Genomic DNA, 13,335 nt, shown 5'->3' with positions numbered 1-13,335 from the left:
ATGTCTCTGACACACCGCAGCAACGGGAAAGGTTCCGGACCGGCTCATGGCGCTCACTCTCTACGTCGACACCGCGCGCTGGCGGGCGCACCAGAAGTCCGTGATCGAGCAGTTCCCGGGCCTGGTTCCGGTCTGCAAGGGCAATGGCTACGGCTTCGGACACGAACGGCTCGCGGAAGAGGTGACGCGCTTCGGCTCGGACATCCTCGCCGTCGGGACGACCTACGAGGCGGCCCGGATCAAGGACTGGTTCAGCGGCGACCTGCTGGTCCTGACCCCGTTCCGGCGGGGCGAGGAGCCGGTGCCGCTGCCGGACCGGGTGATCCGTTCGGTGTCGTCCGTGGACGGGGTGCACGCCCTGGTGGGTGCCCGGGTCGTCATCGAGTGCATGAGCTCGATGAAGCGGCACGGAGTGAAGGAGTCGGAGCTCGGGCAGCTGCACGCCGCGATCGAGGACGTACGTCTGGAGGGGTTCGCGCTGCATCTGCCGCTGGACCGTACGGACGGTTCGGACGCGGTCGAGGAGGTCATCGCGTGGATGGACCGGCTGCGTTCGGCACGGCTTCCGCTGCACACGATGTTCGTCAGCCACCTGAAGGCGCAGGAGCTGGCACGGCTTCAGCAGCAGTTCCCGCAGACGCGGTTCCGGGCGCGGATCGGCACCCGGCTGTGGCTCGGTGACCACGACGCGACGGAGTACCGGGGTGCGGTGCTCGACGTGACGCAGGTGTCCAAGGGCGACCGGTTCGGCTACCGGCAGCAGAAGGTGGCGTCCGACGGCTGGCTGGTGGTCGTCGCGGGCGGTACGTCGCACGGAGTGGGCCTGGAGGCTCCGAAGGCGCTGCACGGGATGATGCCGCGGGCCAAGGGGGTGGCCCGAGCCGGTCTGGCGACGGTGAACCGGAACCTGGCGCCGTTCGTATGGGCGGGCAAGCAGCGGTGGTTCGCCGAGCCGCCGCACATGCAGGTGTCGATCCTGTTCGTGCCGTCCGACGCGACGGAGCCGAAGGTGGGCGAGGAACTGGTGGCTCATCTGCGGCACACGACGACGCAGTTCGACCGGCTGGTGGACCGCTGAGTCCCGCCTGGACATCATGTTTCACGTGAAACGACGTCTTGTTTCACGTGAAACAGTGACAAGGGCCGCCCGCACGGAAACGTGCGGACGGCCCTTTCTCGTACGGACGGGCCGGTCGGGCCGGTCGGGGCAGCCGGGCCGGCCGTGGTAGCAGCCGGGTCAGTCGGACGCGGTACTGCCGCCCTGCTGGGTTCCCCACTGGACACGTGGCCCCTGGACCTGCTGTGTCGTGTACGAGGGCCGGCGAGCGGCCTGGCCCAGGGCGAAGGCGTCCGGGGCTCCTTCGAGCACTCCGCCCGACGGATCGTCGGAGCCGTCGCGCCGCACGACGTCCCGTTCGGGCAGGAGGATGTCGCGGACGACGACCGCGCACACGTACAGCGTTCCCACCAGGTGCAGGACGATGGCGAGCTGGTATCCGTCGGTGGGCAGCCCCTGGCGCTTGTCGCCACTGGTGGTGAAGGCGAGGTACATCCAGATCCCGAGGAAGTACATGACTTCGCAGGCCTGCCAGACCAGGAGGTGGCGCCAGCGGGGCAGGGCGAGGGCGGCGAGGGGGATCAGCCACAGGACGTACTGCGGGGAGTAGACCTTGTTGGTGAGGATGAACGCGGCGACGACCAGGAAGGCAAGCTGGGCGAAGCGCGGTCGGCGCGGGGCGGCGAGCGTGAGCCAGCCGATGCCTGCGCACAGCAGGAGCATCAGCAGGGTGGCGTAGGTGTTGACGTCGCTGACCTCGAAGGACTTCCCGGTGCGCTGCGTGATGATCAGCCAGAACGAGCCGAAGTCGACCTGTCGTTCCTGGCTGAAGGTGTAGAACTTCTTCCAGCCCTCGGGCGCCAGGAGCATGACGGGCAGGTTCACCAGCAGCCAGGAGCCCGCGGTTCCGAGTACCGCCGCCCCGAACTCCCGCCATTTCCCGGCCCGCCAGCAGAGCAGGAACAGCGGCCCGAGGAGCAGTGCGGGATAGAGCTTGGCGGCGGTCGCCAGCCCGATGAGGATGCCGAAGGCGAGCGTCCTGCCGCGCGACCACATCAGCATCGCCGCAGCGGTCAGGGCGATGGCGAGGAGGTCCCAGTTGATGGTGGCGGTGAGGGCGAAAGCCGGTGCGAGGGCGACCAGGAGTCCGTCCCAGGGGCGCCTGCGGTGGGTGCGGGCGACGCACACGGCGATGACGACGGCACAGATCATCAGCATGCCGCAGTTGACGAGCCAGTAGATCTGCTCGCGGTACTGGAGGGTGCCGCCGGCCGGGGTCAGCCAGGAGGCGACTTCCATGAACAGGCCGGTGAGGACCGGGTATTCGAGGAAGTTCATGTCGCCGGAGAGCCGGTCGAAGTAGGGCACCAGGTTCTCGGAGAAGCCGCGTCCGACGAACAGGTGCGGGATGTCGGAGTAGCAGGCGTGGGTGTACTGGGAGCTGGTCCCCTGGAACCAGGCCCAGTTGTAGCAGGGCAGTTTCTGCACCATACCGAGGGCGAACATGCCGATCGCGGCGAGCGCGACGACGCGCACCGGGGTGAGCCGGCTGCCGCCGAGTCTGGCCCACCGGCCGATGGGCCCGCCGATGAGTTCACTGCCCGCGGCGGCGACTTCGTCCTGCCGCGTGGGGGGTACGGGCCGGTCCTCGTGCACGCTCGTCATGCGGGACATCCTGCCGTACGGGTCTGTGCGCGGTGGGACGGACGGCTTGGCCGGGACCATCGGCCCGCACCTCGGCCCGCACCTCGGCCCGGACACGGAGGCCCGGACACGGACCCGCGCGACTCGGGTGGCCCGGACACGGCGGAGGGCCGCCGCACCTTGCTGCTCGGTGCGACGGCCCTCGTGGCCGTCTGTGTGGCCGGGGTGCTACCAGCGGCTACTCGGAGCCTCCGATGAGGCCGCCGCCCCCGTTCCCGCCGCCGTTCCCGCCGCCGTTCTGGCCGCCGCCCTGGCCGCCCCCGGGCGGTGGCTGGGTTTCTGTCGGCGGGCGGCCCGGGTCCTGGCCGCTGTTGTCGCCGCCGTTGTCGCCCGCACCGCCGTTGCCCTGGTGGCACTCCCAGTCGAAGGGGTCGCACTCGTCGCCGCCACCACCGGGCGTCTCCGCGGGGGAGGTCTGCGCCGGGGGAGCCGTCTTGGTCGGCTTCTCGGTCGGCTTCTCCGGGGGCGCCGAGGTGGCCGGGGCGGTCGGTGTGGGCTCCGGGCTCTTGGCGCCGCCGCCCCAGACCGTCTCGCCGATGGGCTCGGGGACGGGGAAGGTCGACGGGTCCGTGCCCTTGAGGGCATCGACCATGTAGTCGTGCCAGATCTGGGACGGGAAGGACGCTCCGTGAATCTTCTTCTCGCCGCCCGTGCCGAACATCTCCAGGAAGGCGCGCTTCTTGCTCTCCGCGTTGTCGTCCAGCCGGTACATGTCGATGGCGGTGGACAGCTCCGGCGTGTAGCCCACGAACCAGGCCGACTTGTTGCCGTCGGTGGTGCCGGTCTTGCCGGCGACCTCACGTCCGGGGATCTTCGCGTTGGAACCGGTGCCCTTGTCGACGACGTTCTTCAGGACTTCGGTGACGTTGTCGGCGACGTTGGCGGGGATCGCATCCGCCATGGGCTTCTTCTCGTGCTGCCAGATGACTTCGCCCCCCTTCTTCACCTCCGTCACCGAATACGGCTCGTTCTGCTTACCACTGGCCGCGAAGGTGGCGTACGCACCGGCCATCCGGATGGCGCTGGGGTCGGAGGTTCCGATGGAGAAGGACGGGTTCTCGCCCTTGGCAAGGCTGGACTCCAGCAGCCCGGCATTCTCCGCCGTTTCCCTGACCTGGTCGATACCCACGTCCATGCCGAGCTGTACGTAGGGCGAGTTGGCGGAGACCCGCATCGCTTCGCGAAGGTCGATGGGTCCGTACGACTCGTGGCCGTCGTTGGTCTGGAGCCACTCCTCGTCCTTCTCGTTGCGCCAGGTCGATCCGTTGTACTGCTTGATCTTGAGCTTGTCGTCGCCGTTGTAGACGCTCTTGGGGGAGACCAAGGTGCGCTCGGTGGAGTTCTGGACCTTGGGCCCGCTGGGGTTGCGCTTACCGTGCTGCATGGCTGCGGCCAGTACGAACGGCTTGAAGGTCGAGCCGACCTGGGCACCCGTCTGGTCGGCGTTGTTGGTGAAGTGCTTCGTGGCGTCCGTACCACCGTAGACGGCGACGATCTTGCCGTCCCTGGGGTCGACCGAGGCACCGCCGAACTGAACGTGGGTGTCGGTCTTGGGGCGCTTCTTGGGATCGATCTTCTTGTCGTAGACGCTCTTCACGGCCTTCTCAAGCCGCGCCACCTTTGCCTTGTTGAAGGTGGTCTTGATGACATAGCCGCCCTTGGACAACTGCTCCGCGTCGATGCCCTGTTTGTTTTTGTTGATGAAGTTCGCCTTGGCGAGGTCGACCAGGTATCCGATCTGACCGCTCAGTTGGGCGTTCTTCTTCGGCGCCACGACCGTCGGGAAATCCGGGTACTTCGCCCGCTCAGCCTTGCTGAGGCGGCCGTCCTTCACCTCTTCGTTCAGGATCCAGTTCCACCGATCCTTGGCCCGCTTGAGGTTCTTCGCCTGCGTGGCCTCCGGGTCGATGGCTTCCGCGCCGGCCGGGTCGAAGTAGGTCGCACCCTTGAGGACCGCTGCCAGGAAGGCGCACTCGCTCGCGTCGAGTCCCGCTGCGTCCTCGTTGAAGTACGCGCGGGCGGCGGCCTGGAGGCCGTACGCACCCCGCCCGTAGTACGAGACGTTCAGGTAGCCCGCCATGATCTTCTCTTTGCTGAGCTTGTCTCCCACTTTGATGGAAACAAGTAGCTCCCTGAACTTGCGCGCCAGGGTCTGATCCTGGTCGAGCATCGAGTTCTTGACGTACTGCTGGGTGATCGTCGAGCCGCCCTGGGTGTTTCCGCCCTTGGCCATGTTGGCGACTGCCCGCAGGATGCCCATGGGGTCGACGCCGGGGTCCTCCTCGAAGGACTTGTTCTCCGCGGAGATCACCGCGTTGCGCATGGCCTCCGGGATCCTGTCGTAGGCCAGTTCCTGGCGATTGAACTCACCGCCGGTGGCTGCCATGGGCTCATCGTTGTCCCAGAGGTACACATTGTTCTGTGCCTTGGCCGCGGCGTGCACCTCGGGAATCCCCACCATGGCGTACGCGATACTGCCCGCCACCATCAGCGCACCGACGAAGCCGACGCACAGCCCCGTGACCTGCTTCCACGACGGCACAAATCGCTTCCACCCGTACTTCGTGGAGCGCGGGTAGTCGATGAACCGCTTCTTCTGCGGCTGCCCGCCCCTTCCGCGGCCACGCCCGGGACCCTCTTGGTCGCCCCGGCCGCCGCCACCGCCTCCACGGCGCCCTCCGCCGCCACCACCCCGTTGGGCGGCACGGCGGGCCTCGGCCCTTCCTCCGTAGGAAGGCTCCTGGCCGTACGAACCCGACGGCGTCCCTGCGGCGGTGCCGTGGGACGACGGGGCCGCACGGCGGCCCGAAGGCTGTTGGGCAGCTTTCCTGGCCGCGGCACGACCGCCACCTTGCGGTTGCGGAAGCTTGCGACGGTGCTCGCTCATCGAACGACTACTCCTCGGGCAGGCGAGTTCGCCTGGAAGCGGCAGTTGAGTTCCGGTCCCCCCGAAATGCGGACACGCCCTCCCACAGGCCCGTCCTTGCTACTGCCGGGAACACGACGCCCCCTTGCGTCACGCGGCTCCCGGTGTTTTGCATGCCGCACAGACTACGCACGCTCAAAACCTCCCCAGCGCCGAAGTTCACCCCAAATCAGGCAAGTCGTGTCCCACGAATTGATGATGTGACGCCGTTCACCATGACTGGCCTTGTCGCGGAGGGGCCGCCGTTCTATCGTCTGGATGTATCGAGTCGATACATCGGCCCGGCATAAGTTCGGCATAAGTGCAGGACAGCGGGCAGGGCTTACCACGGACAGCAGGGGAGGCGACGGATGAGCAGACGCTCCGGCATCCTCGAATTCGCCGTTCTCGGCCTGCTCCGTGAGTCCCCGATGCACGGGTACGAGCTGCGCAAGAGGCTCAACACCTCGCTGGGGGTCTTCCGGGCCTTCAGCTACGGCACGCTCTATCCGTGCCTCAAATCGCTCGTCTCCAACGGCTGGTTGATCGAGGAGCCGGGCAGCGCCCCCGAGGACGCGCTCGCCGCCTCGCTCGCAGGTCGCCGCGCCAAGATCGTCTACCGGTTGACGGCAGACGGTAAGGAGCGCTTCGAGGAACTGCTCTCGCACACCGGCCCGGACTCCTGGGAGGACGAGCACTTCGCAGCCCGTTTCGCCTTTTTCGGGCAGACGGAGCGCGAAGTACGGATGCGGGTCCTCGAAGGGCGCCGCAGCCGACTGGAGGAGCGCCTGGAGAAGATGCGGGCCTCCTTCGTCCGCACCCGTGAGCGCCTCGACGACTACACGCTCGAACTGCAGCGGCACGGCATGGAGTCCGTGGAGCGCGAAGTGCGCTGGCTGAACGAGCTCATCGAGAGCGAGCGGGCGGGCCGGGATCAGCGTCGATCCGACGGTGATCCCGCTTCCGGCCTGCCGCACGACACCACGTCGTCCGGCAGCACACCCGGTGACCGCACAGCCGGTGACCGCACATCAGGTGACACGGACGGCCTTCCCGGGCACCGGGGCACCACCCCGCCGGAGCCGTCCAACGACACCGCCAACTGAAGTCTGCACTCCGCAGGCCTCGAGAACACACAGGGAGCAACCGTCAATGGGTTCCGTTCGCGTAGCCATCGTCGGCGTGGGCAACTGCTCTGCGTCGCTGGTCCAGGGCGTCGAGTACTACAAGGACGCTGACCCGGACGCTCGCGTGCCCGGTCTGATGCACGTCCAGTTCGGCGAGTACCACGTCAAGGACATCGAGTTCGTTGCCGCCTTCGACGTCGACGCCAAGAAGGTCGGCCTGGACCTCGCGGACGCCATCGGCGCCAGCGAGAACAACACCATCAAGATCTGCGACGTGCCGTCCACCGGCGTCACCGTCCAGCGCGGCCACACCCTCGACGGCCTGGGCAAGTACTACCGCCAGACCATCGAGGAGTCGGAGCAGGCCCCGGTCGACATCGTCCAGGCCCTGAAGGACACTCAGGCCGACGTCCTGGTCTGCTACCTGCCCGTCGGTTCCGAGGACGCCGCGAAGTTCTACGCGCAGTGCGCCATCGACGCCAAGGTCGCCTTCGTCAACGCTCTCCCGGTCTTCATCGCCGGCACCAAGGAGTGGGCGGACAAGTTCACCGAGGCGGGCGTCCCGATCATCGGCGACGACATCAAGTCGCAGGTCGGCGCCACCATCACGCACCGCGTCATGGCGAAGCTGTTCGAGGACCGCGGTGTGCGCCTGGAGCGCACCATGCAGCTGAACGTCGGCGGCAACATGGACTTCAAGAACATGCTGGAGCGCGACCGCCTGGAGTCCAAGAAGGTCTCCAAGACGCAGGCCGTCACCTCGCAGATCCGCGACCGCGACCTGGGTGCCGACAACGTCCACATCGGCCCGTCCGACTACGTGGCCTGGCTCGACGACCGCAAGTGGGCGTACGTCCGCCTCGAGGGCCGCGCGTTCGGCGACGTCCCGCTGAACCTCGAGTACAAGCTCGAAGTGTGGGACTCCCCGAACTCCGCGGGCGTCATCATCGACGCGGTGCGCGCCGCGAAGATCGCCAAGGACCGCGGCATCGGCGGCCCGATCCTCTCCGCGTCCTCGTACTTCATGAAGTCGCCGCCGGTGCAGTACTTCGACGACGAGGCCTACGACAACGTCGAGAAGTTCATCAAGGGCGAGGTCGAGCGCTAAGCTCCGCCACCGTCTTCCACGAGGAGGGGCCCCGGACAGCAGTTGTCCGGGGCCCCTCCTCGTGGTGCTGTGTGTGACCCTTGCTCGCATGTCCGTCGTGCGTGATCTGCGGGTGCTGCTGCATCTGCCCGACTTCCGGCGCCTGCTGAGCGTGCGGCTGCTCTCCCAGTCCGCGGACGGCGTCTACCAGGTGGCCCTCGCCACGTACGTCGTCTTCTCCCCGGAGAAACAGACCTCGCCCGCCGAGATCGCCTCCGCCATGGCGGTGCTCCTGCTGCCGTACTCGGTCGTGGGCCCCTTCGCCGGAGTCCTCCTCGACCGCTGGAACCGCCGTCAGATCTTCCTGTACGGCAATGCGCTGCGCGCCGTCCTCGCCGCATGCACCGCACTGCTGATCGTGGGCTCCGCACCGGACTGGATCTTCTACGCCTCCGCCCTGTCCGTCACCGCCGTCAACCGCTTCGTCCTGTCGGGTCTCTCGGCCGCCCTGCCACGCGTCGTGGACACCGAACGGCTGGTGATCGCCAACTCCCTGTCGCCGACCGCCGGCACCCTCGCCGCCACCCTGGGCGGCGGACTCGCCTTCGGCGTACGGCTGCTGGGCCCGGACTCCGATGCCCTGGTCGTCCTCCTGGGGGCCCTGCTCTATCTCTGCTCGGCCCTGGCCTCCCTGCGCATGGGCCGGGAGCTCCTCGGACCCGAACCTGCGTTGAGAAAGCCCCGGCTGGGCGCGGCACTCGCCTCCACGGCCCACGGTCTCCGCGACGGCCTGCGACACCTGGCCGCACACCGGTCCGCGGCCCGCGCCCTGGCCGCGATGACCGTGCTGCGCTTCTGCTTCGGCGCTCTGACAGTGACCGTCCTGATGCTGTGCCGGTACGCGTGGACCGAGACGTCCGCCCGGGGCGACGGCACGGACGGGCTGGCGCTGCTGGGACTTGCCGCGGGTGTCTCCGGCGCCGGCTTCTTCGCGGCGGCGCTGCTCACCCCATGGGCGGCTGGACGGTGGGGGTCGTACGGCTGGATGATGCTGTGTGCCGCGTCGGCCGCCGTGCTCGTACCGGCACTGTGGCTGCCGTTCTCTCCCGTACCGGTCCTGGTCGGCGCCTTCTTCCTTGGCCTTGCCACCCAGGGCTCGAAAATCGCCACGGACACGGTGGTGCAGTCCTCGGTGGACGACGACTACCGGGGCCGGATCTTCTCGCTCTACGACGTGCTCTTCAACGTCGCCTTCGTCGGTGCGGCGGCAACAGCCGCCCTTGTGCTGCCGCCCGACGGACGTTCGGCCGTGCTGGTCTGCGGGACCGCGGTGCTCTATGCCGGGGTGGCGTGGGCACTGGGCCGCTGGAACCGGCTCACGCCCAGCGGGCGGTGTTTCACGTGAAACACCGCCCGCTGCCGACTCCCACGGCGTGAAACCGGCCGGGAAGACCGGCGATGTTTCACGTGAAACAGGGGCTCAGCCCTGACCGGCCCACCACTCCTTAAGCGCAGCGACCGCGTCGTCGTACTCCATCGGGCCGTTCTCCAGGCGCAGTTCGAGTAGGAACTTGTACGCATTCCCGATCTCCGGGCCAGGGCTGATGCTCAGGACCTCCATGATCTGGTTGCCGTCCAGGTCCGGCCGGATCGAATCCAGCTCCTCCTGCTCCTGGAGCTGCGCGATGCGCTCCTCCAGCCCGTCGTACGCCCGGGAGAGCGCGGCGGCCTTGCGCTTGTTGCGGGTGGTGCAGTCCGAGCGGGTCAGCTTGTGCAGCCGCTCCACCAGCGGGCCTGCGTCCCGGACGTACCGGCGCACGGCGGAGTCGGTCCACTCGCCGGTGCCGTAGCCGTGGAAGCGCAGGTGCAGCTCCACCAGCTTCGACACGTCCTTGATCATGTCGTTGGAGTACTTCAGCGCGGTCATGCGCTTCTTGGTCATCTTCGCGCCGACCACCTCGTGGTGGTGGAAGGAGACCCGGCCGTCCTGCTCGAAGCGCCGGGTGCGCGGCTTGCCGATGTCGTGCAGCAGCGCGGCCAGTCGTAGCACCAGGTCCGGGCCGTCCTCCTCCAGGTCGATGGCCTGCTGGAGAACGATCAGGGAGTGTTCGTAGACGTCCTTGTGCCGGTGGTGCTCGTCACTCTCCAGCCGCAGCGCGGGCAGCTCGGGCAGCACGTGGGCGGCGAGCCCGGTGTCGACGAGCAGGGAGAGGCCCTTGGCGGGGTGGGCGGAGAGCAGCAGCTTGTTGAGCTCGTCACGCACCCGCTCGGCGGAGACGATCCCGATGCGCTCGGACATCGAGGTCATCGCCGCGACGACCTCGGGGGCCACCTCGAAGTCGAGCTGGGCGGCGAACCTGGCGGCGCGCAGCATGCGCAGCGGGTCGTCGGAGAAGGAGTCCTCCGGCGTCCCCGGGGTGCGCAGCACCTTCGCCGAGAGGTCCTCCAGGCCGCCGTGCGGGTCGATGAACTCCTTCTCCGGGAGCGCGACCGCCATCGCGTTCACGGTGAAGTCGCGGCGGACGAGGTCCTCCTCGATGGAGTCGCCGTAGGACACCTCGGGCTTGCGCGAGGTCCTGTCGTACGCCTCGGAGCGGTAGGTGGTGACCTCGATCAGGAAGCGCATATCGGCGTCTGCGACGCGGGCGTCCTTCTGGCACGCCACGGTCCCGAAGGCGATCCCCACCTCCCACACGGCGTCCGCCCACGGCCGGACGATCTTCAGTACGTCCTCGGGGCGGGCATCGGTGGTGAAGTCCAGGTCGTTGCCGAGCCGGCCCAGGAGCGCGTCCCGGACCGAGCCGCCGACCAGGGCGAGGCGGAAGCCGGCCTCCTGGAATCGGCGGGCGAGGTCGTCGGCGACGGGTGAGACCCGCAGCAGTTCGCTGACTGCGCGGCGCTGCACCTGGCTCAGGGCGCTGGAGTTGTCTTCGTTGGCATTCGGCACAACAGAAAAGGGTACGTGCCCCCGCCGGGCGGAGTGTCATCGTTTTCTCAGGGCCCTGAGAGACTCTTCCGATCATGTGGCGCAGTCCGCGGCACTTCGCCGCGGCGCGCATCGTTACCATGCGTGGACGCAGCAACCGGAGAACCATCAACGGCAGCCAACGACGAGGGACGGGCGAGCGCGTGGCCGAGGCGGCAGATTTCCAGGGGATGAATCCTTCTCCTGCCCGCCGATGGGTACGGCGTGCGGCATCCCTCATGGCCGGTGCCCCGCTCCTGGCCGGCCTGGCGCAGCTTCCGGCAGCCCCGGCCGCGTATGCGGCGGCGGAGGACGCCTCGGGGTCACGCACCGTCGATGTCTCGCTCGATTCCTTGACGCCCAGCGCCCCGGTGAAGGGCGACACGGTGACCGTGTCCGGGACGGTCACCAACAAGGGCAGGGAGACCGTCACCGAGGCCCGGGTCGGGTTGCGGGTGGGCAGCAGACTCCCCGGCCGCACGCAGATCGACGCCGCGGCGGCCCGTACCGGCTTCTCCGAGGGCAGTGAGCCCGGGGAGCTGGAGACGTACGTCGTCAAGATCCCGAAGCTGCCCGCCGGTATCAGCACGGACTTCACCCTCGCCGTCCCCGTCGACAAGCTGGGGCTTAAAGACGCGGGCGTCTATCAGCTCGGTGTGACGCTCTCGGGGAAGACGGCAGGGGGGGCCACCGAGCGGGTCCTGGGTGTCGAGCGGACGTTCCTGCCCTGGCAGAACGACGACACGAAGAAGAAGACGCAGCTCACCTACTTGTGGCCGCTGATCTCCACGACCCGGCTGAGCGCCGAGACGGGCTCCGACGAGCAGCAGACCCCCGTCTTCGAGAACGACGACCTCGCCAAGGAGCTCGCCCCCGGCGGGCGGCTGGGGCAGATGGTCCAGCTGGGCGACGAACTGCCCGTGACCTGGGTCATCGACCCGGACCTGCTCGCCACCGTCGACGCGATGGTGAAGGGCTACACGGTCAAGGACAAGGCGACCGGCACCAACGTGCCGGGCAAGAGCCAGGCAGTGGCCAAGCAGTGGCTGAACGCGGTGGAGAAGGCCGTTCAGGACCAGAAAGTGGTGGCGCTGCCCTTCGCCGACCCCGACCTGGCGTCCCTGGCACACCGCGGCAAGAACGTCCCCGGCTCCCTGAACCAGCTGCAGCGGGCCACCGCGGCCGCCCAGATCACCGTGGACTCGACCCTGCACGTCAAGGCGTCCACGGACTTCGCCTGGCCGGTCGACGGAGCCGTCGACCCCGCGATCGTGAACACCGCCACCTCGGCGGGCGCCCACAACGTGATCGCCCGCGGCGACAGCCTGCGGGACTCCCTGCCCTACGCGCCGACCGCGGCGCGCCCGATCGGCGCCGGCCGTACCGCAGTGGTCGCCGACACCCGGCTCTCCACCGCTTTCCAGGGCGACATGTCCCGGGCGGAGAACTCCACACTCGCCGTCCAGGAGTTCCTCGCCCAGACGCTGGCACTGACCCAGCAGGACGAGGACAACCAGCGCAGCACCGTCGTCGCCCCGCAGCGGATGCCGAGCGTCACCCAGGCCCAGTCAATGGCCTCCGCCCTGCGCGCGCTGGACTCCCAGCGCTGGACCCAGCCGCTCGACCTGCCGGCCGCGGCGAAGGCCAAGCCGGACCCCGCCGCGACGACCCAGGTGCCCGGGTCGTCCTCGTACCCGGGCGAGCTGCGGGACCAGGAGCTGCCCACCACCGCCTTCGAGGACATCAAGGCGACCCAGAACAAGCTGGACCACTTCACCGTGGTGCTGACCCGCCCGGAGCGGGTGGTCACCCCGTTCGGCAACGCCATAAACCGCGAGATGTCGACGTCCTGGCGCCACAACGACGCCGCGGCGGGCATCTACCGGGAGGACGTCCAGCGTTATCTGAAAGACCTCACCGGCGAGGTCAACCTGATCGAGAAGTCGACCGCGACCCTTTCGGGGCGCAGCGCCACGATCCCCGTGACGGTCCAGAACAAGCTCGTGCAGGACGTCGACCACCTGGTGCTGCGGCTCCAGTCGACCAAGCCGACCCGCCTGAAACTCGGTGAGGGCGAGGGCCATGCGGTCACCGAACAGCCGATCAAGGTCAGGGGCGGGCACAGCCAGTCCGTGAAGATCGCGACGACGGCGAACGCCAACGGCAAGGTGCCGGTGGTCGCTCAGCTGTTCACCGAGGACGGGACCCCGTACGGCCCCGAGATGCATTTCATGGTGAAGGTCAACGAGGTCACACCCACGGTGATGCTGGTGATCGCCGGCGGAGTGCTGCTTCTCGTGCTCGCCGGCATCAAGATGTACTCGCAGCGCAAGCGCGCGGCGGCCCGCGGCGAAGCGCCGGAAAGCGGCGCACCCGACGGTGAGAACCCCGAGCAGCCGAGTGACCCGACCCCGGACACCGGTCCGGAAAGCGGGGAGCCGTCGGCCTCGGGTGAGAAAGTGGACCGTTGAGCGATGTCGTGGCCGTCGG

Annotated in this window: 8 protein-coding genes; 5 read left to right on the top strand and 3 right to left on the bottom strand. The window is 68.3% G+C overall.

The genetic code is table 11. The features are described 5' to 3' along the window. Nucleotides 1–46: 46 nt before the first annotated feature. The gene (locus tag AB0D18_RS05860; protein WP_362413318.1) at nt 47–1,078 is read left to right on the top strand and encodes an alanine racemase; all 1,032 of its coding nucleotides are present in this window, start codon (nt 47–49) and stop codon (nt 1,076–1,078) included. Between the two features lie 159 nt (nt 1,079–1,237). Here AB0D18_RS05860 and AB0D18_RS05855 read toward each other — a convergent pair whose 3' ends face one another. Both AB0D18_RS05855 and AB0D18_RS05850 read right to left on the bottom strand, forming a co-directional pair. Further along, nucleotides 1,238–2,722 (bottom strand): glycosyltransferase 87 family protein, encoded by a 1,485-nt coding sequence (locus AB0D18_RS05855; RefSeq protein WP_362413316.1) that lies wholly within the window; start codon nt 2,720–2,722, stop codon nt 1,238–1,240. A gap of 217 nt (nt 2,723–2,939) precedes the next feature. Beyond that, nucleotides 2,940–5,648: a transglycosylase domain-containing protein gene (locus tag AB0D18_RS05850; protein WP_362413314.1), complete on the bottom strand. Its 2,709-nt coding sequence runs from the start codon at nt 5,646–5,648 to the stop codon at nt 2,940–2,942. Nucleotides 5,649–6,037: 389 nt separating this feature from the next. On the opposite strand from AB0D18_RS05850, the gene AB0D18_RS05845 reads away from it, so the two are divergent. From AB0D18_RS05845 to AB0D18_RS05835, 3 genes are all read left to right on the top strand, one after another. Beyond that, nucleotides 6,038–6,772 (top strand): helix-turn-helix transcriptional regulator, encoded by a 735-nt coding sequence (locus AB0D18_RS05845; RefSeq protein ID WP_362413312.1) that lies wholly within the window; start codon nt 6,038–6,040, stop codon nt 6,770–6,772. Nucleotides 6,773–6,818: 46 nt separating this feature from the next. Then, nucleotides 6,819–7,901, top strand: a complete 1,083-nt coding sequence (locus tag AB0D18_RS05840) for an inositol-3-phosphate synthase (protein WP_362413310.1) — start codon at nt 6,819–6,821, stop codon at nt 7,899–7,901. A gap of 88 nt (nt 7,902–7,989) precedes the next feature. Continuing rightward, nucleotides 7,990–9,285 (top strand): MFS transporter, encoded by a 1,296-nt coding sequence (locus AB0D18_RS05835; RefSeq protein ID WP_362413308.1) that lies wholly within the window; start codon nt 7,990–7,992, stop codon nt 9,283–9,285. Nucleotides 9,286–9,360: 75 nt separating this feature from the next. Here the strand turns inward: AB0D18_RS05835 and AB0D18_RS05830 are convergent, their stop codons facing one another. Then, nucleotides 9,361–10,827: a CCA tRNA nucleotidyltransferase gene (locus AB0D18_RS05830; RefSeq protein ID WP_362413306.1), complete on the bottom strand. Its 1,467-nt coding sequence runs from the start codon at nt 10,825–10,827 to the stop codon at nt 9,361–9,363. Nucleotides 10,828–11,009: 182 nt separating this feature from the next. On the opposite strand from AB0D18_RS05830, the gene AB0D18_RS05825 reads away from it, so the two are divergent. Then, the gene (locus tag AB0D18_RS05825; RefSeq protein WP_362413304.1) at nt 11,010–13,316 is read left to right on the top strand and encodes a DUF6049 family protein; all 2,307 of its coding nucleotides are present in this window, start codon (nt 11,010–11,012) and stop codon (nt 13,314–13,316) included. The last annotated feature ends 19 nt before the right edge of the window (nt 13,317–13,335 follow it).

The sequence above is a fragment of the Streptomyces sp. NPDC048442 genome (assembly GCF_040651475.1).
Classification (GTDB): domain Bacteria; phylum Actinomycetota; class Actinomycetes; order Streptomycetales; family Streptomycetaceae; genus Streptomyces.
This window is presented reverse-complemented; position numbering and strand designations above follow the sequence as displayed.

Coding starts and splice junctions, on each gene's coding strand:
- AB0D18_RS05845 (WP_362413312.1), top strand. CDS start 6,038: ATGAGCAGACGCTCCGGCATCCTCGAATTCGCCGTTCTCGGCCTGCTC.
- AB0D18_RS05860 (WP_362413318.1), top strand. CDS start 47: ATGGCGCTCACTCTCTACGTCGACACCGCGCGCTGGCGGGCGCACCAG.
- AB0D18_RS05850 (WP_362413314.1), bottom strand. CDS start 5,648: ATGAGCGAGCACCGTCGCAAGCTTCCGCAACCGCAAGGTGGCGGTCGT.
- AB0D18_RS05835 (WP_362413308.1), top strand. CDS start 7,990: ATGTCCGTCGTGCGTGATCTGCGGGTGCTGCTGCATCTGCCCGACTTC.
- AB0D18_RS05855 (WP_362413316.1), bottom strand. CDS start 2,722: ATGACGAGCGTGCACGAGGACCGGCCCGTACCCCCCACGCGGCAGGAC.
- AB0D18_RS05840 (WP_362413310.1), top strand. CDS start 6,819: ATGGGTTCCGTTCGCGTAGCCATCGTCGGCGTGGGCAACTGCTCTGCG.